Origin of the sequence: Corynebacterium sputi DSM 45148, from assembly GCF_000427865.1 — a bacterium.
In the GTDB taxonomy this organism is placed as follows: Bacteria; Actinomycetota; Actinomycetes; order Mycobacteriales; family Mycobacteriaceae; genus Corynebacterium; species Corynebacterium sputi.
The window spans coordinates 21,448-46,901 of the sequence record NZ_ATYV01000004.1; the positions used below are offsets into that span (position 1 = coordinate 21,448).

The window sequence follows — 25,454 nt, forward strand, 5'->3', positions numbered from 1 at the left end:
AACCAGGCTCGCCCTAACGCACGCCGGTGGCCACTCTCGGCCGCTTCGCTACCCGTCCGCGACCGGTCCGCAGGATCGATGCCGCCAGCACACCGCCGACCGCGCCGAACAAGTGCATCTGCCAGCTCACGCCCTGCTGAGTCGGGAACACGCCCCACAGCAGACCGGAGTAGAACACTGCCAGAACCACGCCAAGTGCCAGCTGCAGGAAGGACCGGTTCCAGATACCGCGGGCAATGAGGAACGCCAACCAGCCGTAGACCAGGCCCGATGCGCCGATGTGATTAGTTCCCAGTCCGCCGAGCAGCCAGGTCAGTACGCCGGAGACAATCATGACGATTGCCGTGACCTGGAACCACAACTTCTTCGAGGTAAACGCGATCAGACCACCGAGCACCGCCGCCGGCACGGTATTTGCCGTCAGGTGCGCGAAGTCACCGTGCAGGAACGGGGCGAAGAAGATTCCCAACAGTCCCCACGTGTCCCACGGGCGCACGCCTCCGAGTTGGGTCAGCATGCCACCGGTGAGATACGTGTCAATGAAATACACCAGCCACGTCACCACGGTGAATCCGATGGCGACAGTAATCGCAGAGCGGAAACCCCCGTCCGAGCTTTCCGGCAATGCGGGTTTCTTCGGGTTGTTCCTCTGCGGTACGTACGTCATGGCGGTGTCCCTTCGGGTTAGCCGTCTGTCTCGGAGATGTCCCGCCAGGCGGGCACTCCTCCTACTTCGGTGGCCGAGCTTACTGCGTCGACGATGGCGAAACGTGTGGCGTCTGCTGTGGCTGCGCTGAGAATCGCCAGTTCAGGGTCGGCCACGGTGCCGTCCTCGCCTGTCGCGAGTGCGAAGAATGTGTCCCCGTCCATTGGTAGGTGAGCCGGCCGCACGGCGATCGCCAGTCCGTCGTGTGCGGACATGGCCAGGCGTTTCGCCTGGGATGCGGTCAGCGGAGCGTCGGTGAGCACGGCGCCGATGGTGGTGTTCAAAGATTTCTTGCTTCCCGACGTCTCCGTCACCACCGGAAACTTCATCATCCCCACGAAAAACCGATCAAGTTTCTCGCGCGCCTCCGGTTGGATCGTGCCAGCATCAGGGTCCCCGTAGAGCCGACCGTCTGGGCCGACCACTGCTCCTGCTGGGTTCGCCACGACGATCACTGAGACTTCATAGCCGCCGGCCGATTCGAGCAGTTTCACTGAGGCCCGACCCACGCCGCCCTTGATCGCGCCAGCCATTGCCGCGGTACCGGCTCCGACGGATCCAGATGCGAGGGGCTCCGCCTGTACACCGGCTTCTCGGGCGGCGACGGCTGCGTCATACGCAGCACGTCCGGTCCCAGAATCCGGCAGGTCCGGCTCGCCGACGAGAAGATCGAAGATGACGGCAGCGGGAACCAAGGGAACGCGGATCTCAGGTCGAAGGTCGGATACTTGGATACCGAGGTGGGCGTCGGAAAGCGAGCGCATGACACCATCCGCCGCAGCGAGCCCGAACGCTGAACCACCGCACAGCGCGATCGCATGAACCTTGTCCATCGTATTCCACGGATCAAGCAGATCAGTCTCCCGGGTACCGGGGCCACCGCCGCGAACATCAACGGCCGCGGTAGTCGGCTGATCGCACAGAAGCAGGGTGGCACCGGTGTCCCCCACCTGCACCTGGCCCACCGACACCCCACCGGAGGAGCCAGGATCAAACAGCGTGTCACCGCCGACGCTCAACTGGCCTCCGAAGGGCTGGGTGGACCAGGTTCGTGTCATTCCCTCATCAACTCCTCCAGGAGGGACTCCTGGTTGTAACCGAGCCACTGGTACATCGCGTCGACTTGCTGGGACTGTTCCATCGGGCCTGCGAGGTTCTCCAAGGTCACATGGAGGTAGAGCCGGAGGTCATTGAGACCGGCGATCCAACTCTGGGCTTGCTCAGCGGTGAGGACGACCTCGCCATTGCCGGACGAATCCGCCAGGGCATCGAGAACAACCCGAAGCTGCTCGAGCTTGGCCTCAGTGATCTCCGACTCATTGAGCATCCGCAGCATCGCATTTTCACCGTCAGTCGGCTGATCGCTGTCCTGCTCGAAGTCCGGGAGCAACCGCGCAAGGCGAGGATCTTCCGGCGGCTCCGAATGTCCCGAAGGCATTCCGGTCAACTCCGCCAACTCGTCCTTGGGTCCGGACTGGACTCGTTCCATCAGGGCATCAGAGACACTGGCGGCTAGTTCACCAAGGAGCTGGACCTCCTGCATCTCCATTACGGTGTGGTACTTCGGCGTTCCGCGGAACATTCCCCGCTTGCGTTTCCACGGCTGCATGTCTTCTCGCTGTCCTTAAGTTCTGTGGATCGGGTGGTCCGGGCTGCGGCGCTGACTAGTCCGAGCGCTGCATCGTCGCCCACAGACCAGCTTTGTGGAGCTTCTTCACATCCGACTCAACCTTGTCGCGGTCGCCAGAGGTGACTACCGCCTTACCGTCGTTGTGCACCTTGAGCATCAGGTCGTGTGCCTGCTGCCGGCCCATCCCGAAGAGCATCTGGAACACGTAGGTGACGTAACTCATCAGATTCACCGGGTCATCCCAGACGAGGCACAGCCACGGCTTGTCCGCTTCGGTCGCCGTATCTGTCTCGGCGATTTCCATGGGCGAAGCGGCGGGTGTGGTCATGCAAACAAGGATAACGGCATCCTCAGACAGCCGTGCATGAACCCGACCTCGGACCGTGCCGGATAGACTCAGTCGGGTGACCGATTCGACTGCCCTTCTCACCGACAAGTACGAGCTGACGATGCTCCAGGCCGCACTGCGCGACGGCACCGCGCACCGGCGCTGCGCCTTCGAAGTTTTCGGCCGTCGGCTTCCCAATGAACGCCGGTATGGCGTCGTCGCCGGAACCGCCCGGGTCCTGGACGCGATCATGCGTTTCCGGTTCACCGAGGAGCAGCTCGCAACCCTTAACTTCCTCGATGCCGAGACCATTCAGTTCCTTCGGGACTACCGGTTCTCCGGTGACATCGATGGCTACCGCGAGGGTGAGATTTACTTCCCCGCCTCTCCATTGCTGACGGTCCGCGGCTCGTTCGCTGAGTGCGTCATCCTGGAGACGCTCATCCTGTCGATCCTCAACGCTGACTCCGCGATCGCCTCTGCCGCGACCCGCATGGTCACCGCTGCCGATGGCCGTCCGATAATCGAGATGGGCTCTAGGCGCACCCAAGAACAAGCAGCCGTGAGCTCCGCACGAGCAGCCTATCTCGCAGGTTTCGACGCGACCTCCAACTTAGAAGCTGCCATGCGGTACGGGATCCCGGCCTCGGGCACTTCTGCCCACGCCTGGACTCTGCTGCACACCAACCCGGATGGCACCCACAACGAAGCCGCCGCGTTCCGAGCGCAGGTCGAGTCCCTTGGCATCGGCACGACGCTTCTGGTGGATACCTACGACATCACCAATGGCGTTGCTACCGCTATCGAGGTTGCTGGTCCCGAACTCGGCGCCGTCCGCATCGACTCCGGTGACCTGGGTGTGCTGGCCCGACAGGTTCGCCAGCAGCTCGATTCCCTAGGTGCTCACAACACTCAGATCGTGGTCTCCTCTGATCTCGACGAATTTGCCATCGCCGCTCTTCGCGCTGAGCCTGTCGACGTCTACGGAGTCGGCACCTCCGTCGTCACCGGCTCCGGCGCCCCGACCGCTGGACTGGTCTACAAGCTTGTGGAGGTCGACGGCACCCCGGTCGCGAAACGCTCGCTCGACAAGCGCAGCCACGGTGGCGCCAAGTCAGCCGTCCGCGCCTGCCGACGCTCCGGTACCGCCGTCGAGGAAATCGCCTTCCCGATTGGCACTCCGATTCCCGATGTCGGACACCTAGAGATCACCGAACTGACCGTTCCGATGGTCCGTGACGGTGACATTGTCGATGGCCAGCCGACCCTGCGCGAGTCCCGCGAGCACCTCGCCAGAGCTCTGGTTTCCCTGCCGTGGGAGGGCCTTGCTCTCTCCCGCGACGAGCCTGTGCTGCACGTGCGTTACCACAATGTCTGAGTCGACGACCGACAGCACAACCGAGTCCACCCCGGCTGATGAGGCTGCGGGAGGTGGAGCAGGGAACGTCGAGAAACTGCTCTCTGAAGCGGTAAGCGCTCTTGGCGGTTCGCGCCGTGACGGCCAGGTCCGGATGACCCGCGCCGTGCACGGAGCCTTCGCGAACGAACGGCACCTGGCTGTCCAAGCCGGCACTGGTACCGGCAAATCGCTGGCATACCTGGTGCCAGCGATCGACCGGGCGATGTCAACGGACTCGACAGTGATCGTTTCCACGGCGACCATCGCGCTGCAGCGCCAGTTGGTGGACCGAGACCTGCCCAGACTTACCGAGGCTTTAACGCCGCACCTGAAGCGCAAGCCGACTTTCGCGATCCTCAAAGGCCGCAACAACTACCTCTGCCAGCGCAAACTCGGAGAAACTCCTGAGGATGATGGGCAAGAGGAGATCATCGATGAGGCCCAACTGAGCCTCACCGCCAAGCACGTGATGCGGCTGCGCGAATGGGCGCAGGAGACCGAGACCGGCGACCGCGACTCCTTGGAGAAGGGTGTGCTCGACCAGGCCTGGCGGCAGGTGTCGGTGACCTCCCGCGAATGTGTCGGCGCGACTCGTTGCCCGTTCGGCGATACCTGCTTCGCAGAGGTCGCGAAGATGGAGGCGTCCGAGGTAGACGTGGTTGTCACCAATCACGCGATGCTCGCCATTGACGCCATGAGTGACAGCACTGTCCTGCCTGAACACGACTGCGTGGTTATCGACGAGGCCCATGAGCTCGAGGGCCGCATCACTTCCATGAGCACCGAGGACATCTCCCCCGCCGCTGTCACCGTGGCGGTGCGCCGTGCCCGCAAACTCGGTGCGGACGAGCAGATCGCCGATGTCGAAGAGGCGATGGACCTGCTTCGGGAAACCCTTGGATCGCTTCCCGACGACCACATCGGCCGTTGGATCCACCTGCCCGACCGGGTCGGAGACGCACTTGTAGCTGTTCGCCAGGCACTGTGGAACGCCCAGACGGCACTGCAAACCTCCCAGCAAGGTGATGCTTCCGAGCGCCAAGCCGTGCGAGTGACCTTCGAGAATCTCCATGACACTGTGGTGCGAATTCTCGCCCAGGTCGGCGGCGACGACTCAAAGAAGAATGGCACCGGCCCGGACGTGGTGTGGATGACGGACAACCGGGTCATCTCCGTGGCTCCACTGTCGGTGGCCGAGATGCTTCGCAATCGACTATTCAGTGAGTCGACTGTTGTGTTGGCTTCGGCGACGCTGGCACTTGGCGGCAACTTTGGGGCGATGGCTGCCTCTTGGGGGCTGCCTAAGAATTCGTGGGATTCAATGGACGTGGGTACCCCATTTGAACCAGGAAAATCCGGGATCCTCTACACCGCGCGGCATCTGCCTAAGCCAGGGCGCACCGGTGCTGACCCGGCTGTCTACGACGAAATCGAGGCTCTCATCCGCGCCGCCGGCGGCCGTACCCTAGGCCTATTTAGTTCCCGCCGAGGTGCCGAAATGGCTGCCGAGGAGATGCGCAAGCGCCTGCCGTTCGACGTCCTTTGCCAAGGCGAAGACTCCACCGGCAACCTCGTCGATAAGTTCGCCGCCAGTGAGAACACGTGTCTCTTTGGAACTTTGACACTCTGGCAGGGCGTCGATGTGCCGGGACCATCGTTGTCCCTGGTCCTCATCGACCGAATCCCGTTCCCGCGGCCGGATGACCCGCTTTTATCTGCACGCGCCGACGCCGCCGATGCCGCCGGCCGCAGCGGATTCATGGAAGTCTCCGCCACCCACGCTGCTTTGCTGCTGGCGCAGGGAGCCGGGCGGCTTCTTCGCTCCGTCGGAGATCGTGGTGTCGTGGCGGTGCTTGATCCCCGGCTATCGACTGCCCGCTATGGACCCTGGCTGGCCGCGTCGATGCCTCCGTTCTGGCGAACCACGAACAAGAAGGTGGCCCTCGGGGCCCTGGAGCGGTTGGTCCAAGCGCGCCACAAACGCTGACGCACTGTCCGGCCCTCCACGGATCAACGCACCTTGCCCTCGCCCTCCGGTCTTCCGTCCCACCCAGCCCCCTCCGTTCGTAGGTCTCAAACCTCGTTTTCCCAGGTAGCCGATTCCCTTCGGCTACATACGGGGGTATTCAGTGAGTGCCCGCACGGCCCTCTGGGAACCGAAGGGCTAATTCGATGCGTCTAACTAGGTGTGAAGGGGAACTCCAATAATCAGGTCCATCCAACGACGACCACATCACACCACGACGGCATTGCCGGGCTGCACAAGTCCGGGGTCATAAAGATTGCTTCCGCAGATGGCAAGGGTCGTGCACGATGGGCCAACAAGGTCAACAATGGTCAAGCAATTCGACTCCTGCCCGGTTGCTTCATTCGGACCAGGTTGTGGTCCGGCGCGAAGCCATGGGAACGGTTCCGTTATCTCTGCATCGCAGCTTCTCTGAAGTATCCGACGAGGTTTCTCACTCTCGATGCAGCGGCGTCACTTCATGGCATTCCCCTAATCCGCACCCCACGCCGAATTGTCCTCGGATCTGCGAACAGCAAACGTTCCTAATCCACTCCAACCCATGATCCGTTGGTCCGAGTGGACCTTCGCCGGAGGACGGTACCGGGTGGAGAGGTGGTGGTCGTGGATGGATTCGCGACGACATCGCTGCCATGGACCGCCGCCGCAATCGCAGGAAGAGCGATCACCGGGCCGAACGCTGACTACGGAACAGCGCTGGTTGCCCTCGAAGGAGCTCTGCGGAATCTGTCACCGACGGGCAACATAAAGCAGGCCATACTCGACTGCGTCGCGAAGATGCATCGAGGTCGGGCTGCTGCAACCATCAACCAACTGGTTAATCTCGCCGATTCGCGTTCAGACAGCCCGGCGGAATCACTCATGCGTCTCGTTCTGTTCGAACTTGGATTCATCGACCATAAGCAGCAGGTCATCATCGGTGATGACCATGGCAACTTCATTGCTCGGGTCGATTTCATGCTCATCGCCTACAACATCGTCATTGAGGTCGACGGCGAAGGTAAGTACAACGGCACATTCGGCGATCCGTTTGAGCAACTCAACCGAGAACGAAGGCGCCACAACGCCATAACGAATCTCGGGTACCAAGTGATCCGAATCTCCTGGAAGCAGCTGCAAAGCGGAGAGGCGAAGCAATTGATCATGAATGCGGTTAATGCACCGAACTCGACCAGCCGAACGATCCGTGGGACCCGGCGTCTCGCCGAAAAGATCCGAACGATGTCCGAGTATGGGAAAGAAGAAATCCGCTGGACGAACATGCCATGAGGCCACAACCCCCTATCGATACCTCGGTTCGTGGGAGTTAAACCCCCGCTACGCAGAGCCTGAACCGAATTTCCCCAGGTAAAGAGGCGCTCTGGTCTACGACCAGGGGTGGCGCACTCTTTATGTCTCGCCGGAACCGTCATAACCAACCCCTGATGCATGCATTAATGCATGCAAGAGCGTAGCGTCCGATCACATGAACTCGATTACGCGGTCAGCAGCACCTGCAAACCACCCGGATTCTCCAACGAGCCTGCCGTGGGCAGCGGAACAAACGGAATCGGCAACCACTCCCATCGCTGTAGTCATCGCCGCAACTACCGCCCGTCGGATTGTCGAGGGTGAGCACCCACCCGGCACGATCCTCACGGAAAAGGTCATTGCTGAGGCCGAAGGAGCGAGCCGGACACCTGTGCGCGAAGCTATGCTCCAGCTGCAGAGGTGGGGCCTCGTTCGACTCGCTCCAAAAAAGGGTGCCGTGGTCACTGCCCCGACGCCTAAGGAGAAGAGTGAACTACTGCAAGTCAGAGTGATGCTTGAAGAATCGGCGTTCCGCGAAGTTGTGAACGGCGACGCGAACCTCACCGCCGAACTTCTTCAGAAGCTCCGCATCGAACTCGATAACCAGCGATCAGCCGCGGACAATGGCGATCCCCTTGCTTTCGCCGAAGCGGACCACCGTTTCCACTCGCACATCATTCACGCTATGGGCAACCGAGTTGTCGATGACATTTTCCTCAACCTCGCACCCCAGTTGGCCAGACTCACCCATGAAGTGATGTCGAACCAGCCAGAGAAGCACTTCAGCGTGATCGAAGAACACGAGAGCCTGTTGGTTCAGTTGTCCAATGGCAGCCCGGAATCCTTCGCCAAGCAGCTGCGCCATCACATCACTGCCAGCCACGACACACAATTCACCAGAGCAGAGAAGAGCAGGACCTCACCGAGACAATGACTTTCAAGTCCAAGAAACAAGGCACGAGAGCCAACCGCACTTCACGGAAAATGACGCCGGGAGCAGAACAGAAAAGTCCAGCCAGCGACACTGTGAAGCGATTCCCTTACTGGGCACTCGTCGTACCCGGCACCTTCATGATGGCGTGGGGAGGCAATCACTTCACGCCACTTCTGCACATGTACCAAGAGCTCGGCGACTACGCCCGTTGGCAGGTGAATCTACTGCTGGGCATGTACGTGTTCGGCCTAGTTCCGGGTCTGATGATGGCGGCGAACCTGTCTGACCGACATGGCAGGAAGATCGCGTTCATCGGCGGGTTACTCACCACGATCGTGGGCAACCTCATTCTCGCCCTAAGTCTCGAATCGTTCACCCTGATGTGTATCGGACGTGTCATCGCTGGCGTCGGAGTTGGAGTCGCGATGTCCGTGGGGACTACGTGGGTCAAGGAATTGTCGTGCCCTCCTTTCGACATGAAAGCTGGCGTCGCAGAAGGGGCCCGCAGGCCGTCACTGACGCTGACGTTGGGTTTCGCCATTGGCGCCGCAGTTTCAGGTATTTGCGCCCAGTACATCCAGTTCCCCCATCTGGTCCCGTATTTCGTACTCATCACGATCACCGCCCTATGCATTCCGGCGGCTCTAGCCGCTCCAGAAACTCGCGGCAGAGTCAAGGAGTCCAATTCACTGTGGAAGGCCTTTCATGTTCCTTCCGCGCTGGACAAAAGGTTTACCCGGGTACTTCTTCCAGCTGCTCCGTGGGCGTTTGCTGCGGCCGGAGTCGCCTACGCGGTCATTCCATCCAGTGAGGAGAATGAACTCGGGGACTCCACCACGATCTACGCCACTGTGCTCACGGTCCTGACTCTGGGTACTGGTGCGGTCATACAGGGCGTCGCGATGCGGATCGACAGGGCCTGCGGAGGACGCGGACTGCAACTCAGCTTACTGGTTATGACCGTTGGCATGGCGCTAGCGGCAGTGGCGACCTGGTGGAAAAACCCCTGGTTGGGCGTATTTGTGGCGATGCTCCTCGGCTCCGCATTTGGATTGTCCGTGATTTGTGGGTTGGGCCAGGTGCAGAGGATCGCGACTCCCGACAACCTTTCAGCATTAACGGGCGCGTACTACGCCGTGGCATACACCGGCTTCCTTCTGCCGACAGTTCTCGCCGCGCTGCTGCCGGTAGCCCCTTATCCCGTGAGCCTCAGCGTCGTCACCGGTATCTGTGCCCTGTGTTTGGTGCTGTCCCACCGAGCGATGCGGACTCAAAGAGGGCGGGCATGACCGTCCCCTCTGCCGCCTAAATCCTTTGTTCCAGGAAGTCCTTGAATTATTCAAAGTTGAGCCTCCCCCATCCGTCAAAAACCCCGCGCTGTAGTGGGTTAGGTCACTACGATGGCAAAAGATTCACAGATAGTGACCGCCCATAAACATGGAGGCCCCATGCCGCTGAAGAGCAAGTTCCAGAACATCGAGATCCCCGAGTGCTCCATTTTCGACCTTCTGTTCTCCGATCTCTCCGAGGAGGATGCAGGGCGGAACGCAATCGTCGACTCTGGTTCGCACATCACCTTCGGGGAGTTGAAGGAGAAGGTCGAACTCTTCGCCGGTGCACTGGTGGCCCGCGGGGTCACCCCCGGTGACGTAGTCGCGCTTCATTGCCCGAACTCCACCACTTTCGCCGTCGCCTTCCACGGAATCCTCCGTGCGGGCGCGACCGTCACCACGGTGGCAACGCTCTCCACGGCCGATGACATTGCCAACCAGCTGAAGGCCTCCGGTGCTTCCAAGCTGCTGACCACCTCGTCCATCGGCTGGGGCGGCGCTGTGGGCGCAGGTCGAGCTGGGCTGGCTGAGGATGATGTCATTGGACTGACGGGCATCGAGGGCATCGCAACTCTCATCGCTGAAGGGCACGCCGCTCCGGACGTGGAGATCGACCCGTACTCCGTCGCCGTGATTCCGTTTAGCTCCGGTACGACCGGCAAGCCGAAGGGCGTCCAGCTGACGCACCACAACCTAGTCTCGAACATTCTGCAGACCGCGGCTGCCCTGGGTCCGAACATGGACCGCGACACTCGCGTCATCACGATCCTGCCGTACTTCCACATCTACGGAATGAACACGCAGCTCAACCATTGCCTGTACCAGCGTGCGACGCAGTACACCTTCGGCAAGTTCGGTCTGCCGGAGTTCCTCTCGGTGATCCAGGAGGCGAAGATCAACTTCGCATTCATCGCCCCGCCGATCGCGGTCGCGCTGGCGAAGCACCCGGTGATCGACAAGTTCGACCTCTCTTCCCTGCAGACGATCATCTCCGGCGCAGCGTCGCTGCAGCTGGAGCTGGCGTCCCAGGTCGAGCAGCGTATCGGCTGCACCGTCGGACAGGGCTTCGGCATGACCGAATCCTCCCCGGTTACCCACATCCGCCTCGGCATCAACGCTCCGCTGAACTCCATCGGTCAGGCTGTGCCGAACACGGAGTACAAGATCGTGGACGTCGCCGATGATTCTCTTCCGGAGATCCCCACCCCGTCCGAGGGCCAGTCTGAGTCCGGCGAACTGTGGGTCAAGGGCCCGCAGGTCATGAAGGGCTACTTGAACAACGAGGAAGCTACCTCGGAGACTCTCGTCGACGGTTGGCTGCGCACCGGTGACATGGCTGAGCTCGATGCTGATGGCAATGTCTACATCGTTGACCGGCTCAAGGAGCTCATCAAATACAAGGGCTACCAGGTCCCGCCGGCGGAGCTCGAGGACCTGCTGCTGCAGCACCCGGGTATTGCGGACGCCGCTGCTGTCGGTGTTATCCGTGAGCACGATGGTGAGGAGATCCCGAAGGCGTTCGTCGTGACGAACCCGAACACCGAGCTCGCTGAGCAGGATGTCATGGACTACATCTCGGACCGTGTCGCTCCGTACAAGCAGATCCGTATGGTCGAGTTCATCGATGAGATTCCGAAGTCTGCGACCGGAAAGATCCTCCGTCGCTTGCTTCGTCAGAAGTAAAAGACGTCGCTTTCCGACGTCCTAAACCACACCCCGCCCTCCCCATTCGGGACGGCGGGGTGTGGTGTCTGGTGGACCGGAATTAGTTTGGCATCGTGGCGCACACGGTAACCGATCCGGGCCGGACTTCCGTGAAGCCAGCATCGCGGACGCTGACTACTGCGCGGCTCATGATTGCGGTGAATTCGGCGGTAGACACCTCTCGCACAGCCAGTGCGTAGCCGGTCTCTGCCCATGTCCAAGCCTTTTCTACCGACAGTTCCTTCGCCAGGAGCATCGAGGCGTGGCCCACCTGTGCGGCAGCCTTACCGACGGTCATCTCTAATCCACTATCGATCCAGATCACCGGGATATCCGCTGGCGGTGGACCGGGCTCATCACGCTCTAGTTCGGTGCCACCGATCTGGAGTTTCTTCAGCTCCTGGGGAACTTCAGAGACAGCTCCAGGCGGGTACGCACGAGCCGAGCACTCACCGACGGTCGCGGTGACACCCGGTAGCGTCTGTGCGCGTTCCCACTGGACACCACGGGCCCGTCGAGCGACTTTACGGATCCGATGGTCGTACCAATTGCCCAGTGCTCGAGAGAACTCTGTGTCCTCCCCTGCTCGCGGGTCCAGGCAACATGCCACGACCGACTGAGCGGCGGCTTCCAGTAGCGGCGTGCGAGGCGGCCGTGGGTTTTTCGGAATCAGCAATGCTATCTGCATTGCCTGGACGCTTCCCGGGTCTGCCGGATCCTCGTGACCAGAGCGCGAGTCCAGTGCGGATAGACGCCGATGAGCCACCCGGAAGGTGTCGGGGATGGTGTGGGTTGGGGTGAGGGGGACGTCGGGAAGCAAATGCTTTTCCATCACGGTTCCAGCGGTACGCGGCGGAACGTGCCGTCCTCCAGGTCTGCGGATTCGATCTCGTTGCGGGAGATGCCGAGGAAGAACAACACTTCGTCGAGGAACGGGTAGTTCACGGAGGTATCTGCCATTTCCTTCAGTGCAGGCTTGGCGTTGAATGCGATACCGAGGCCAGCCACTGAGAGCATGTCAATGTCGTTGGCGCCGTCACCGACAGCAACAGTCTGATGCATGTCCAGACCGTACTCACGGGCGAAGTGCTTCAGGCTGCGTGCTTTCTCTTCTCGATCGATGATGTCGCCAATGACACGACCGGTGAGCTTGCCGTCCTTAATCTCCAGTGTGTTTGCGCGGTAGAAGTCCAAGTCCAGTTCGTCGGCGAGGCCTTCCAGGATCTGAATGAAGCCACCGGAGACTGCACCGATCTTGTAGCCCAAACGCTTGAGCGTACGAATGGTCGTGCGAGCTCCCGGCGTCAGCTGGATGGAATTCCCGACCTCGGTGAGAACAGATTCAGGCAGACCTTCGAGGGCCTTTACTCGCTCATGCAATGACTGGGAGAAATCAAGTTCACCACGCATGGCCCGCTCGGTAACCTCAGCGACTTCTGCCTCACGGCCAGCATGGGCAGCGAGCATCTCAATGACTTCACCAGTGATCAGCGTCGAGTCAACATCGAAGCAAATCAGACGCTTCGAACGGCGCTGCAGGCCGTCGCGCTCGATGGCGACATCGACGTTCTGCTCCAGCACCAACTCCGCCAGCGCCTTACGAAGCGGGATGCCTTCACCGGGAGCAGGGTTCGCGATGGTGAGCTTCAATTCCAGTCCTGTCACCGGATAGTCCGCGATGCCGCGGATGGTGTCGATGTTCGCGCCGTAGTTTGCCAGCGTCTCGCCGATGCGAGAGATATCCAACGCCTCGAGCGGGTTACCAAGCACAACCATGGCGTGGGTGGAGCGAGGATGCGCGCTAGCGATTCCTTCGGTGAGAACCCACACAGACATCCCTTGGAAATCCATGGACTTACGCAGCTCGACCTCGCAGTCGGCCAACTTGTCCTCTGGAACTCCAACAAATGCTTCGAGGGAAAGCTGCCCGCGGAAGACCCGCTGCTCCACGTCTAGGAGCTGCGCTCCGTGATCGCTCAGCACTCTAAAGAACTGGGCCGAGACACCGGGATGGTCGGGTCCGGCGGTAGTAATGACCGCTTCGACGTAGCCTTCCGGCAGCGCGATGGAGACTGTCTGGTCGCTATTCACATCATCCTGATTCAGCACCTGGAAAGTATCCCATGAAGAAACCTGTTCGGGCCATTCGGGGGCCACCTATCGGACATGCAGAAGCCCTCCCCGGCCAGGTGGGCCAGAGAGGGCTTCTGTGCGTAGTCAGAGGCGGCACCGGTGAGGGTGCCGGCCATTGGACCGAAGAGTTAGATCTGCGGTCCGACGTGGTGCTCTTCGCGCATGCGCTTCACCATGTGCGGGTAGTGCAGCTCGAACGCCGGGCGCTCGGAGCGGATTCGCGGCATCGAGGTGAAGTTGTGGCGCGGCGGCGGGCAGGAGGTGGCCCACTCGAGGGAGTTTCCGTAGCCCCACGGGTCATCGACAGTGACGACCTCGCCGTAGCGGAGGGACTTGAAGACGTTCCACAGGAACGGCAGCACGGATACACCAAGGATGAACGCACCCACTGTGGAGATCATATTTAGGCCTGTAAAGCCGTCTGTCTCCAGGTAGTCAGCGTAACGACGCGGCATGCCCTCGTTGCCCAGCCAGTGCTGAACCAGGAAGGTCATGTGGAAGCCGATGAAGGTGGTCCAGAAGTGAACCTTTCCGAGCTTCTCGTCCAGCATGCGACCGGTCATCTTCGGGAACCAGAAGTAAACACCCGCGTAGGACGCGAACACCAGGGTTCCGAAGAGGACGTAGTGGAAGTGGGCGACCACGAAGTAAGAATCGTGGACGTGGAAGTCCAGCGGCGGGGAGGCCAGCATGATGCCGGTCAGACCACCGAAGAGGAAGGTCACGATGAAGCCGAGTGCGAACACCATCGGAGTCTCGAAGGTGATGCGGCCCTTCCACATGGTTCCCAGCCAGTTGAAGAACTTAACACCGGTCGGAACCGAGATCAGGAACGTCATGAAGGAGAAGAACGGCAGGAGGACAGCGCCGGTGGCGAACATGTGGTGCGCCCAGACAGCCAAGGACAGGCCAGCAATCGACAGGGTCGCGAAGATCATACCCGAGTAACCGAACAGCGGCTTACGGGAGAATACCGGAACGACCTCTGTGATGATGCCGACGAACGGCAACAGCAGGACGTACACCTCAGGGTGACCGAAGAACCAGAACAGGTGCTGCCACAGCAGGGCGCCACCGTTGGCCGGGTCGTAGATATTGCCGCCAAGCTTGCGGTCGTAAAGGATGCCCAGTGCCGCAGCGGTGAGGATCGGGAAGATCAGCAGCGACAGAACCGAGGTCACCAGGATGTTCCAGGTGAAGATCGGCATACGGAACATGGTCATACCCGGTGCACGCAGGCACAGCACGGTCGTCGTCATGTTGACGGCGGAAGCGATGGTACCGACACCACCGACACCGACACCGACGATCCACAGGTCAGAACCAATACCCGGGGAGTGGATGGAATCCGACAGCGGGGAGTACATGGTCCAACCGAAGTCGGCTGCACCGCCCGGGGTCAGGAAGCCCGACAGCATAATGATGCCGCCGATCGTGGTCAGCCAGAAGCCGAAGGCGTTCAGACGCGGGAATGCCACGTCAGGAGCGCCAATCTGCAGCGGCAGAATGTAGTTAGCGAAACCCCAGACGATCGGGGTACCGAACAGCAGCAGCATCACAGTGCCGTGCATGGTAAACAGCTGGTTGAACTGTTCGTTGGACAGGAACTGAAGTCCCGGCTGGAACAGCTCCGCGCGGATGAGCAGGGCCATGAGGCCACCAATAAAGAAGAACGTGAAGCTCATCACGATGTACATGATGCCGAGCTTCTTGTGATCCGTGGTGGTCAGCATGTCCCAGGCCCAGTTGCCCTTACGAGAGTGCCCGAAAGGCGCAGGACGCTCGGCCTCGGTCACCCCGTGACCGGGTCGTGGCGCTACTGCAGTCATTCTTCCTCCTGACTACGCGACAACCTTGGGTGAGTTAAGAGTTGTCAAAGGTCTTTGCTGCCTAGATGTTAGCTGAGCCCTCGACGCGGTTGCGAGTCAGACTCTAGATACTCGGCCAAGTGTAGCCGCAGCCTGTGTAAATGTTAAGGGCAGGGTCCGCTTAAGGCGGTGCGCATGACCGGTTCGATCAGCGCCACTATCTTAGAATCCCCTTAAACTGCGGCTATGGACCTCAGCTGTCACTGTAGTCCCATTTCCGCCTAAGCCGGCCGTACCCCCATTGGGGTGCTGCGCCGGACGGAGGGCTCTGCCCGGAGTACCGCTAGCGGATAGCGATGTCCTCAGCGCCGTTATCAATCGGGAGATCTCCGTCGACCACCGCAGTTACCGTCGCTGCATTGAGTGACAGCATTCCGCCATGGTTATCCAAGAATGCTGTGTCCGCGGCGTCTCTGCCGGTGGCGATGCGTAATAACGATTGGCGTGGCGCAAGGGCGGTGGTGTCGAGGCAGTGCCAGTGGCCGTCGTAAAGCACCTCGGTGACCGCGTGGAAATCCATCGGATCGCAGCCCGGCGCGTAGACGGCGACAAGCCGCGCGGGGATGTTCGCAGCCCTCAGCAGCGCTACTGTCAGATGAGAATAATCCCGGCACACTCCGGCGCCGCCGAGAAGAGTGTCCGCTGCTCCATCGGTAGGGGTGCTGGAGCCTGGTTCGTAGATGAGACGTTCGGAGACGAACCCCGCAATGTCCCTCGCCAGCGCAGCCGGGGTTTGATCCAGAGCGAATTGACCGGCGACGAAACCGAACATCCGGTCGCTATCGGCGTATCGGCTCGGTCGCAAGTATGTCGAGCGGTCCAGCGGCAACGCCGGTTGAGGAGCTGCCTGGCCGCTAACACCGGCTCGGTAGGCGACAGTGAGTTTGGAGTCGGTCGCAGATAGTCGGTGAATTCGCCCTCCCACGTTTGAGGACAATTCCTCCGGGTCCACCGGGTTGCCGTCCAGGAAGATCTCCAGCGTCTCATCCAGATCGAGTCCTGGGAGTTTCGCTACTGCGATCTGCAATTCAATCTCGGAAGTGCCGGTGATGTCGGCGTCGATGAAGGCGGAGACGACGCGGGGAGGTGTGCTCATGGCGCCGACGATACGAGCAGATGTGAGCGAATCCGGCGCCGGCAAACGAATGTTGACCGGCTGTTAACCGGCACAGGAATTAGGGGGTTCGTCGGCGCAGCGACGCGGCCGCCAACACCAGCACGACAATCAGCACAATGCAGACGATAAGGATCGGGCGCCACGCATCCCACCCGGTATCGCCTGCGGTGACCGCATTGACTGCCTCCACTGCGTAGGTCAACGGCAACCAATCAGAGATAGCCGTCAGTACCGACGGCATCTGGTCCCTGGGCATGAACACCCCGCTGAGGATGAGTTGCGGGAAAACAATCAGCGGCATGAATTGCACTGCCTGGAATTCGGTCCGGGCAAAGGCACTGGCCAGCAGCCCGAGGACGGTGCCGAGCATGCCGTCGATGACTCCGACGCACACCAGCAACCACAGCGGGCCCTCCACGTGCAGATCGCAGACGATGACAGAAAAACCTACTGTGACCACGCCTTGAATGACAGCAACAAGGCCGAGAACAAGCGCGTACCCGAGAATGAAGTCACCTTTGCCCAGCGGAGATGTCATCAGGCGCTCCAGGGTCCCTGAGCGCCGCTCCCGAAGAGTCGCCACGGAGGTGATGAGGAACATCAAGATAAAGGAGAAAATCGCCAGAATCGGCCCGCCGATGCGATCGAAAACTCCTTCGCTGCCGCTAAACAGCCTCGCAAATAGTCCGATAAACAAGCTCGGAGCCAACAGCAGCAGAGCGACGGACCTCGGATCGTGGCTGAATTGCCTGAGCACCCGTCCGGCTGTCGCGAGCGTTCTGCGGGGAGTCATCACTGTGTTCATGTCCGATCCTCCGAGTTCTCGATGACCGCCAGGAATGCCTTCTCGGGGTCGGTGGTGCCGGTGCGGGTAAGCAGGTCATCAGGGGTGGTCTGCATCAGCACACGCCCCTCCCGCATGAGTACGAGGCTCTCGCACCGCAGCGCCTCATCCATCACGTGACTGCTGACCAGCAGTGTCACGCCGCCCTCCGCCAAGGTTCGGAAGAGTGACCACAGCTCCTCACGGAGCACCGGGTCGAGCCCGACGGTCGGCTCATCCAGAACCAACAATTCCGGCGGTCCGAGCAGCGCTGTGCCCAGCGACACTCTGTTGCGCTGGCCACCGCTGAGGGATTCAACCCGGGTATTGGCGACACCTTGCAACCCGACGCTTCTAAGTACCCGGTCGACATCCGATGTCGGCGCCCCGAATACTCCGGCGAAGTAACGGAGGTTCTCCTGGACCGACAGGTCCTCGTAGACAGAGGCGCCCTGCGTCGCGTAGCCAACACGATGCCGCAAAGCGCGCGATCCGGCCGGCTCCCCCAGAACATGAAGGTCCCCGGTCACCTTCGCCTGGCTACCGACGATCGCACGCATCAATGTGCTCTTCCCGCATCCCGACGGCCCCAGCAGCCCTGTCACTGTCCCACTCGGGACCTCCAGCGCGATGTTATGCAGGACTTCCCGCTTCCCGCAGGTCACTGTCAGACCGGACGCCTTGACCGCTTTATTCATCATACGATGAATAAAAGAACGCGCAGCTCAGCCATGTCAAGGGTCAAAGGAATCATTCCTCAAATAGGTATCGCTGGATGGTGGGTCCGATGATGGGGACGAGGTCGTCGATAAGCGTCTCTGAGAGCGGCGGAAGCCGCAATACATAGCGGGCCACGAGCAATCCCATGATCTGCGAGGCGACAAGCTCAGCCCTCAGTTCGGCGTCCGGCGCGTCCAGCAGCGATGCCACCTGCGGCAGCACCTCATCCCTGAGGAACTGGACAAACATCGATTCCCCGGGCTCTCCACCAATGGCAGTGCGCAGCAGAGCCACCGCCCGCGGCCGAACGTCCTCATCATCCACAAGCTCCAGCACCTCCCGGACGAGGCGCTCCCCTACCTGTTCCTGCGGCCCGGCCAACACCTTCGGCACGATCAGGTCCGGGCGCAGCGGAACATCCGCAGCCTCGGCAAAGAGCTCTGCCTTCGTCCCGAAATAATGGTGGACCAGGGCCGCATCAACCCCGGCGCGACGAGCAATAGAACGGACCGTCGCACCGTCATACCCGCGCGCACCGAACTCCAACGCAGCGGCATCAAGAATTTTCTGCCGAGAGTCAGAAGTACCCTTCGGCCGGCCACGTCCGCGTGATGATGTCATGGACCGAGGCTACCCAGGGGCTCCCCGCTCCGGCGCACATTGGTGTTCACTCTGAGGGAGGTGCGCGACTCATTAGATGTCGCCACCGGATGACCGCCCTAAGACACAAGGAGCAACACCACATGCGAACCGTCAAGGCATACGGCGCCACCGACGCCACCGGCCCACTTGTCCCGATGGAGATCGAACGACGCGATCTCCTGCCCCATGATGTCCTCATCGCGATCGACTACGCCGGCATCTGCCACTCGGACATCCACACCGTCCGTGGAGACTGGGGCCCGATCCAGTATCCGCAAGTGGTTGGCCATGAAATCGTCGGCCGTGTCGTGGAAGTTGGCACCGACGTGACCAAGCACAAGATCGGCGACACCGTCGGCGTGGGCTGCCAGTCGAATTCCTGCCGCGAATGTGAACCGTGCCGGCAAGGCCAAGACCAGTACTGCCTCAAGGGAAATACGCAGACCTACTGCGGGCTCGACGTTGACGGCACCATCACCCAGGGCGGCTACTCCCAGGCCGTGGTCACCAACGAGGACTTCGTACTTTCCATCCCCGAGGGCCTCGATCCCGCCAAGGCCGCTCCCCTGCTGTGCGCGGGCATCACCACCTACTCGCCGCTTCGGCATTGGAATGTCGCGCCGGGCACTCGGGTTGGCGTCATTGGCATGGGCGGCCTCGGCCACATGGCAGTGAAGATCGCGGCTGCTATGGGCGCAGAAGTCACTGTCCTCTCCCGTGGCACCAAGAAAAAGGACGATGCCCTGAGGTTCGGCGCGACCCACTACGTCGACACCAATGACACCGAGGCGATGGCCGAGATGGCAGACAGTCTCGATCTGATCATCAACACCGTCTCGGCAGGAATGAAGATCACCACGTACCTTGGCCTGCTGGCGCTCAACGGCACGCTCGTCAACGTTGGCGCACCAAACGAGCCATTCGCGGTGCCAGCATTCGCGCTGATTCCTCGCCGTCGCTCCTTCGCCGGCTCCATGACAGGCGGAATTCCCGAGACCCAAGAGATGCTCGACTTCTGCGCTGAGCACGGTATCCACCCGGAGACCGAACTAGTCGGCGCCGACGGCATCAATGAGGCCTGGGAACGCGTGCTCAACTCTGAGGTTCGCTACCGCGCAGTTATCGATACTCACACGTTGTAGATCCGCGAACCCCTCGTTGCCAGCGCCACCGTGGACAATCCCGGATAACGCTGGAACCCTGGGTGCTGGAGCAGCCGGGTCAACCCCGACGACGATCCGCTCTCACACCCAGACGAGGAGCCACACTGTGCATATCGCGATCCTAACCAGCGGCGGCGACTGCCAAGGGCTCAACGCCGTCATCCGTGGCATCGTCCGCGCATCCGCCGATCATGGCGCCACCGTTACCGGCTACCAGGACGGCTGGAAGGGCCTGGTGCAGGACAAAAAGATTTCGCTTCACGACGGCCCCGATATCGACCGTCTCCTCCTCCGCGGCGGAACCGTACTCGGGACAGGACGGATGAAGACTGCAGACTTCACCAGGTGTCTCGATGTAATCAAAGACAATCTCGCCGCTGCCAAGGTCGACGTGCTCATCGCTATCGGTGGCGAGGGAACGCTCAAAGGCGCAAAGTGGCTGCATGACAATGGTGTCCCGGTGATCGGAGTGCCCAAGACCATCGACAATGACGTCGATTCGACGGACTTCACCTTCGGTTTCGACTCCGCCGTTGCTATAGCCACGGACGCGGTGGACCGGCTCCACACCACCGCAGAATCACATAAGCGAGTGATGGTCGTCGAGGTCATGGGGCGCCACGTTGGCTGGTTGGCAATGCAGGCGGGCATGGCTGGCGGCGCCCATGACATCCTCATCCCGGAGGTCCCCTTCAACATCGATGAAGTCTGCAAACGTATGTCGCGCAGATTCGCTATGGGTGAGACGTACGGGATCATCGTCGTCGCCGAAGGTGTCGAGCCCGTGGAGGGAACCTTCGATATGGGCGAGCCGGAATATGACAGCTTCGGCCACCGAAAACTAGAGGGTATTGGCGCGAAGATCGCCGACATCATCGGCGCCCGGCTCGACATTGACGTCCGGTCCACCGAACTCGGATACGTCCAACGCGGCGGGACCCCGACAGCATTCGACCGCGTCCTGGCCACTCGCTATGCAGTCAATGCCACCCGAGCAGCGATGAATGGGAATGTCGGCTCGGTCGTTGTCCTTCGTGGAGAGCAGATCGAATTGGCGTCCTTTGAGGAAGCCGTCGGCAGGCTCAAGACCGTCCCCCAAAGCGACATCGACTCGATGACCGCACTACTGGGCTGACTACGCCTCTCGCAGAAAGTTCTCAGTGGACACTGTCAGGTCAGTAACGAAGTCATCGAACTGACCCAGGAGCTCATCGAAGTAGCCGTCCATCATCTGCCCAAGGTGTTCGGCCAATGGCTGGAAGAAAGCGTCCGCGATGTCGCGCACCCCAGGTGTTGCTTGCAGTGTCACAATCCGTCGATCAGCGTGGATCCGCGTCCGCTCAATATGGCCACTTTTCTCTAAGCGATTCAGCAGTGACGAGGTAGCGCCGGAGGTCAAGCCGATCCGCTCTGTTCATCACCGGCGTCATCGGATTCGGACTCACCAGCCTCATGGCAGGGCTTGCTGGCAGCGGCGAGATCCTAATTCTCGCCCGCTTCCTGCAGGGCTTCGCCGCAGCGCTGATTCTCCCGACGTCCCTCGCCCTGCTCAACCGCATGTTCACCGGCAAGGCCCGTGGCCAGGCATTCGCAGTCTGGGGGTCGACCATCGGTGCTGCTACTGCACTGGGACCGGTCCTCGGCGGCTGGCTGTCGGAAAACTGGAGCTGGCGTTGGGCGTTCGGCATTAACATCCCGGTCACCGTCGTGATCCTCGTACTATCTGCCCTGTTCCTGGTGCCGACTCCGGGCAAGCCCGGTCGCATCGACGTGCTCAGCGCAGTTCTGTCCATCGCAGGACTCGGCCTGCTGGCCTTCGGTCTGATCGAGGGACGCATTTACGGTTGGGTCACCAGGCAGAACCCATTCCACATCTTCGGCTTCACCTGGAACTCCGGCCTCTCCCCCGTGTTCGTTGGCCTGATTCTGTCGGTTGTTCTACTTGCCCTGTTCGTGTGGCGTCAGTTCGTCATGAGCCGCCCGAACAGCACCCGCGAACCGTTCATGGACATGAAGCTGTTCTCTATCGGATCGTTCCGCAACGGCAACATCGCGACCATGATCATCGGTCTTGGTGAGTACGGCATCATCGCTGTGCTTCCGCTGTGGCTCGTGTTCACCATGGATTACACCGCGCTTCAGGCTGGACTTGCTCTGGTCCCGATCGCAGTCGGTAGCTTCGTCGCCAGCGGAATCAGTTTCCCGCTGATGACGAAGGTCTCCCCGCTGGGACTGGTCCGGCTCGGTCTGGTGCTCGAGTTCATTGGCTTGGCAGGCCTCGGGGCCGTCGCAATGTTCACCGCGTCCACTTGGTGGAAGATCGCCCTGGTGCTGTTCTTCTACGGCGTCGGTGTCGGGTTTGCCACCTCGCAGGTGACAAACGTCGTGCTTGCCGACATCCCCGAAGGCGAAGACGGCCAAAGCTCCGGAATCCAAAGCATGTTCCGCCAGCTCGGCTCCGCCCTCGGTATCGCCGCTCTGACCACGGTCTTCTTCTCCACGCTCGGATCTAACCTGCAGAACCGCCTGACGGACCAGGGTGTCCTGACCGATCATGCTGCGGAGCTCAGTGACTCGGTCACGAACAGTGCCGGCGCAGCCATCAGTGGCCTATCCGCTGATCCGTCGACCGCGTTCATCGCCGATGCTGCCCGCGAGGCAATGACCCATGGCATTGCCCTTGGTTCCTACCTGGCAGCAGGCTTCCTGGTGCTCGGCGTGATAGCAACCGCGTTCATCCCGAACACACAGAAGGTTCAGCCCGCAGATGCGGAGCAGGAATCGGTGCCGGCCTAATCGGCTAAGCACATCCACGTGCAATCGCGCTGTCCCCACTGTGGGGCAGCGCGATCACACATATGTACCCCTCGCAGCGCGTTGTCACTTACAGGTGACAACGCCAAGCAGACACTCCCCCTGCCGAAGAACCACCGAATCCTGCAATACTCAATGCCACCCCCAGACCCGTCGACCCGGGAGGCCCCATGGACGGCCACACGATTCAACGACTCACAGCTGAGCGCGCACAGGAATTTCCCGCGACCACCGTGGAGCATCCGTTTGGCCCGGACTGGGATGTATTCAAAGTCCGCGACAAGATCTTCATGGTGCACACGGAGTTGCAGGGCGTGCCGATCGTGAATCCCAAAGCAACTCCCGACGACTGCCATCGCCTCCGCTCGACCTACTCCCAGATCACGCCTGGCTATCACATGAACAAAAAACACTGGATCACTGTGCGCCCAGGCGACCAGATCGAAGAGAGCCTTGTGCAGGACCTCGTCACCGACTCCTATCTGCTGGTTATCGAGAACAACCTCCCCAAGAAGGCCTGGCCAGTGAACCCAGCGACATTCGCACAGAGAGAACTTAGCGGCATCTCCAATGAGGAGAAGCCATGACCACGTCTGTGCGAAAGGCCTCGCCTACCGACGCGCCCGTTCTCGGCCAGCTCCTCTTCGACTTCAACACTGAATTCGAGGTGTCCACTCCCCAGGCGGCCTCGTTCGCAGAGCGATTCGAGCGGCTTCTGGCCGGCTCTGATCTCGTGGCATTTCTTGCCGAGGACACGCATGGACGGGCCACCTGCTTCGCCCTACTGACGCTGCGGCCCACGCCGTACTTCGATGGCCCGCTCGCGCAGCTGGAAGAGCTCTACGTGCTTCCTCACCTCCGGGATCAGGGCATCGGGACATTGCTTCTCGACGCCTCCCTCTCCTACATCCGCTCTCTCGGATTAGAAGAAATCCACATTGGGGTGGATGAGATCGACACCGACACCAGGCGATTCTACGAACACCACGGCTTCGTCAATGTCGAGCCTGGGCAGGGCTACCGGATGCTGATGTACCTGCGGGAGCTCTAGAGCCATTGCGGTTGTCGCTGCGCAGGCGTACTTTACGATCATAATCCTTTCATAAGTGAACACAGAGACGGCGCGGTCATGCAACAGGAGCAAGGTACGCAGGAATCCCCGCAGCACGAGTCCGCAACGACAGCCGAAAAGACCATTGTCATGACCGGAGCAAGCCGAGGCATCGGTCGGATCGCGGTCACGCACCTGCGGACACTTCAACCGGGAGCCCATCTCATTCTCGTGGCTCGCGGCGACATCAGTGACTTGGTCGACGAACTACAGTCCATCGCCGGCGGCTCCGTGACAGTTGTCCACGCCGACCTTTCGTCGCTGCAGAGTCTCGCCGATGCCACCGATGCCATCGCCGACCTCATCCGCGCCAAGGGTTTACCGCCAATCGGCACACTTGTCTGCAATGCCGGACTTCAGCACACCTCTGCCCTGATGAAGACAATTGACGGGTTCGAATCCACCATCGCGGTTAATGTCCTCGCCAATCACGTTCTGATCCGCAGACTCCGCGACCATATGACTCCGGACGCCCGCCGTATGCCGTCGACATGGACCGTGGTCGGGTACAATCCAGGGTTTGTGGCCGGGACTGATTTAGCGCGCGACGCCGATGTCTTCTCTAGATTCGCCATGCGCCGGGTATTGCCGGTGGTGGCGAGGATGGGGCTGGGAACGTCGTTAAGCGAGGCTGGTCAATCCCTGGCTGAGGCTGCACTCGGAGCAATCGATGCACCAAGCGGTGGCTATATCGACCGCACCAAAGTCGCGCGATCCTCGCCTGAGTCGTACGACCGCATCCGCGAACGCCAGGTCTGGGACGCGGTAGAGACGTTGACCACCGAATACCTACCATCGACGGCAGACACCGACAGGAGCCCACATGCGCATAATCGTCATCACCGGAGCCAGTGACGGGATCGGGGCGGAGGCTGCCAAACAGCTCGCCACCTGCGAGGACCGCTTGGTCCTCGTAGGACGCTCTCCGGAGAAGACAAAGGCAGTCGCCGACGCCACTGGCGCTGAGTACTACCTCGCGGACTTCACATCACTCGACCAGGTCCGTCGACTCGGCGCCGAACTGAACGAAAATCTAGACAGAATCGATGTACTGGCGAACAACGCCGGCGGAATTTTCTCTGGCCCGACCATCACCGGCGACGGATTCGAAAAGACCTTCCAGGTCAATCATCTTGCGCCGTACCTGCTCACGCATGAGTTGCTGAACACATTGATTGCAAGCAACGCCTCGGTCATCAACACTGCCAGTATCGCGGCGAAATTGATGGGCAACGTTGAGCTGGACAATTTCGATGGCCGTGATGGATTCACTTCGAACACGGCCTATGGCACCGCGAAACTGGCGAACATTCTGTTCGCCAAGGGACTGCACCAGAGATTCCACGATCACGGTGTCTCAGCGGTTGCGTTTCATCCGGGGGTCGTCGCCACGAACTTCGCCTCTGACACCGACAGTTACTTTGGGCGCCTCTATCACGGTGCCCTCAACAGGTTCATGACATCACCACAGCAGGGCGGGCAGCGCCTTCGGCATTTCATCGATGGCTCGCCCGGCGCCACGTGGGTCTCCGGAGAATATTACCGGACGCCGAAGCGGATCGGTCGGACTAATAAGCAGGCATATGATCCGGCGATGGTAGAAGAACACTGGCGTCGTAGTGCAGAGATGCTCAATCTCGATTGGTGAGGCGCTGAGACCTCCCCCATGCAATACAGAAGGGCCCTGAACTGCAACGACATGCAATTCAAGGCCC

General features: G+C 60.8%; 25 protein-coding genes and 1 pseudogene. 13 read left to right on the top strand and 13 right to left on the bottom strand.

From position 1 onward, the window contains the following. Positions 1–13 precede the first annotated feature (13 nt). Genes YWU_RS0103100 through clpS form a run of 4 tightly spaced genes read right to left on the bottom strand, consistent with a single transcriptional unit; the run spans position 14 to position 2,664 of the window. Positions 14–667 carry a rhomboid family intramembrane serine protease gene (locus tag YWU_RS0103100; RefSeq protein WP_027019317.1) on the bottom strand — a complete coding sequence of 218 codons (654 nt, stop codon included), beginning with the start codon at positions 665–667 and terminating at the stop codon, positions 14–16. A 17-nt stretch (positions 668–684) separates the two neighbouring features. After that, complete coding sequence (locus YWU_RS0103105; RefSeq protein ID WP_084141664.1) at positions 685–1,764, bottom strand: P1 family peptidase; 1,080 nt, start codon at positions 1,762–1,764, stop codon at positions 685–687. Continuing rightward, positions 1,761–2,315, bottom strand: coding sequence for a DUF2017 domain-containing protein (locus tag YWU_RS0103110; protein ID WP_027019319.1), 555 nt, complete (start codon positions 2,313–2,315; stop codon positions 1,761–1,763). Before YWU_RS0103110 ends, YWU_RS0103105 begins: the two co-directional genes overlap by 4 nt. Before the next feature lie 55 nt (positions 2,316–2,370). Continuing rightward, positions 2,371–2,664, bottom strand: coding sequence for an ATP-dependent Clp protease adapter ClpS (gene clpS, locus YWU_RS0103115; RefSeq protein WP_027019320.1), 294 nt, complete (start codon positions 2,662–2,664; stop codon positions 2,371–2,373). A gap of 76 nt (positions 2,665–2,740) precedes the next feature. Between clpS and YWU_RS0103120 the strand changes: the two genes are divergently transcribed. The 6 genes from YWU_RS0103120 (at position 2,741) to YWU_RS0103145 (ending at position 11,327) form a co-directional block, all read left to right on the top strand. Then, positions 2,741–4,042, top strand: coding sequence for a nicotinate phosphoribosyltransferase (locus tag YWU_RS0103120; protein ID WP_034646913.1), 1,302 nt, complete (start codon positions 2,741–2,743; stop codon positions 4,040–4,042). Then, positions 4,035–6,050 carry an ATP-dependent DNA helicase gene (locus tag YWU_RS14865; RefSeq protein ID WP_084141667.1) on the top strand — a complete coding sequence of 672 codons (2,016 nt, stop codon included), beginning with the start codon at positions 4,035–4,037 and terminating at the stop codon, positions 6,048–6,050. The genes YWU_RS0103120 and YWU_RS14865 overlap by 8 nt, the downstream gene beginning before the upstream one ends. A 642-nt stretch (positions 6,051–6,692) precedes the next feature. Further along, a complete protein-coding gene (locus YWU_RS0103130) occupies positions 6,693–7,358 on the top strand; it encodes an endonuclease domain-containing protein (RefSeq protein ID WP_156892695.1) in 666 nt (221 codons plus the stop codon). A gap of 196 nt (positions 7,359–7,554) precedes the next feature. Further along, complete coding sequence (locus YWU_RS14870) at positions 7,555–8,313, top strand: GntR family transcriptional regulator (RefSeq protein ID WP_084141669.1); 759 nt, start codon at positions 7,555–7,557, stop codon at positions 8,311–8,313. Positions 8,314–8,405: 92 nt separating this feature from the next. Then, on the top strand, positions 8,406–9,602 hold the full coding sequence (locus YWU_RS14875; RefSeq protein WP_205618284.1) for an MFS transporter: 1,197 nt from the start codon (positions 8,406–8,408) through the stop codon (positions 9,600–9,602). A gap of 159 nt (positions 9,603–9,761) precedes the next feature. Next, entirely contained in the window at positions 9,762–11,327 is a 1,566-nt protein-coding gene (locus tag YWU_RS0103145) for an AMP-binding protein (RefSeq protein ID WP_027019323.1), read from the top strand. A gap of 82 nt (positions 11,328–11,409) precedes the next feature. On the opposite strand, the gene YWU_RS0103150 is transcribed toward YWU_RS0103145, so the two are convergent. The 7 genes from YWU_RS0103150 to YWU_RS0103180 form a co-directional block, all read right to left on the bottom strand. Continuing rightward, the gene (locus tag YWU_RS0103150; protein WP_084141672.1) at positions 11,410–12,180 is read right to left on the bottom strand and encodes a peptidyl-tRNA hydrolase; all 771 of its coding nucleotides are present in this window, start codon (positions 12,178–12,180) and stop codon (positions 11,410–11,412) included. Then, positions 12,180–13,454, bottom strand: a complete 1,275-nt coding sequence (gene serB / locus YWU_RS14880) for a phosphoserine phosphatase SerB (protein ID WP_034646951.1) — start codon at positions 13,452–13,454, stop codon at positions 12,180–12,182. The genes YWU_RS0103150 and serB overlap by 1 nt, the downstream gene beginning before the upstream one ends. A gap of 155 nt (positions 13,455–13,609) precedes the next feature. Further along, a complete protein-coding gene (gene ctaD, locus YWU_RS0103160) occupies positions 13,610–15,310 on the bottom strand; it encodes an aa3-type cytochrome oxidase subunit I (RefSeq protein WP_027019325.1) in 1,701 nt (566 codons plus the stop codon). Positions 15,311–15,632: 322 nt separating this feature from the next. Beyond that, the gene (locus YWU_RS0103165) at positions 15,633–16,445 is read right to left on the bottom strand and encodes a transglutaminase-like domain-containing protein (RefSeq protein ID WP_027019326.1); all 813 of its coding nucleotides are present in this window, start codon (positions 16,443–16,445) and stop codon (positions 15,633–15,635) included. A gap of 79 nt (positions 16,446–16,524) precedes the next feature. Then, positions 16,525–17,271: an ABC transporter permease gene (locus YWU_RS0103170; RefSeq protein ID WP_205618285.1), complete on the bottom strand. Its 747-nt coding sequence runs from the start codon at positions 17,269–17,271 to the stop codon at positions 16,525–16,527. Further along, complete coding sequence (locus tag YWU_RS0103175) at positions 17,268–17,990, bottom strand: ABC transporter ATP-binding protein (protein ID WP_027019328.1); 723 nt, start codon at positions 17,988–17,990, stop codon at positions 17,268–17,270. The genes YWU_RS0103170 and YWU_RS0103175 overlap by 4 nt, the downstream gene beginning before the upstream one ends. 49 nt (positions 17,991–18,039) lie before the next feature. Further along, positions 18,040–18,630, bottom strand: coding sequence for a TetR/AcrR family transcriptional regulator (locus YWU_RS0103180; RefSeq protein ID WP_027019329.1), 591 nt, complete (start codon positions 18,628–18,630; stop codon positions 18,040–18,042). A gap of 122 nt (positions 18,631–18,752) precedes the next feature. On the opposite strand from YWU_RS0103180, the gene YWU_RS0103185 reads away from it, so the two are divergent. Then, complete coding sequence (locus YWU_RS0103185) at positions 18,753–19,793, top strand: NAD(P)-dependent alcohol dehydrogenase (RefSeq protein WP_027019330.1); 1,041 nt, start codon at positions 18,753–18,755, stop codon at positions 19,791–19,793. 127 nt (positions 19,794–19,920) lie between these two features. Beyond that, positions 19,921–20,949: a 6-phosphofructokinase gene (locus YWU_RS0103190; protein WP_027019331.1), complete on the top strand. Its 1,029-nt coding sequence runs from the start codon at positions 19,921–19,923 to the stop codon at positions 20,947–20,949. Here the strand turns inward: YWU_RS0103190 and YWU_RS18545 are convergent, their stop codons facing one another. Then, the gene (locus YWU_RS18545; protein WP_240484042.1) at positions 20,950–21,123 is read right to left on the bottom strand and encodes a hypothetical protein; all 174 of its coding nucleotides are present in this window, start codon (positions 21,121–21,123) and stop codon (positions 20,950–20,952) included. Positions 21,124–21,168: 45 nt separating this feature from the next. Further along, positions 21,169–21,213 (bottom strand): annotated as a pseudogene (locus YWU_RS18895) (hypothetical protein); the annotation flags it as partial. 11 nt (positions 21,214–21,224) lie between these two features. Here YWU_RS18895 and YWU_RS14885 point away from each other — a divergent pair. From YWU_RS14885 to YWU_RS0103220, 5 genes are all read left to right on the top strand, one after another. Then, positions 21,225–22,610, top strand: a complete 1,386-nt coding sequence (locus YWU_RS14885) for an MFS transporter (RefSeq protein ID WP_084141682.1) — start codon at positions 21,225–21,227, stop codon at positions 22,608–22,610. A gap of 188 nt (positions 22,611–22,798) precedes the next feature. After that, positions 22,799–23,215 (top strand): MmcQ/YjbR family DNA-binding protein, encoded by a 417-nt coding sequence (locus YWU_RS14890; RefSeq protein ID WP_051259966.1) that lies wholly within the window; start codon positions 22,799–22,801, stop codon positions 23,213–23,215. Further along, the gene (locus YWU_RS0103210) at positions 23,212–23,679 is read left to right on the top strand and encodes a GNAT family N-acetyltransferase (protein WP_027019332.1); all 468 of its coding nucleotides are present in this window, start codon (positions 23,212–23,214) and stop codon (positions 23,677–23,679) included. The genes YWU_RS14890 and YWU_RS0103210 overlap by 4 nt, the downstream gene beginning before the upstream one ends. A gap of 78 nt (positions 23,680–23,757) precedes the next feature. Further along, the gene (locus YWU_RS0103215; RefSeq protein WP_051259967.1) at positions 23,758–24,594 is read left to right on the top strand and encodes an SDR family NAD(P)-dependent oxidoreductase; all 837 of its coding nucleotides are present in this window, start codon (positions 23,758–23,760) and stop codon (positions 24,592–24,594) included. Continuing rightward, a complete protein-coding gene (locus YWU_RS0103220; protein WP_027019334.1) occupies positions 24,563–25,387 on the top strand; it encodes an SDR family NAD(P)-dependent oxidoreductase in 825 nt (274 codons plus the stop codon). The genes YWU_RS0103215 and YWU_RS0103220 overlap by 32 nt, the downstream gene beginning before the upstream one ends. The last annotated feature ends 67 nt before the right edge of the window (positions 25,388–25,454 follow it).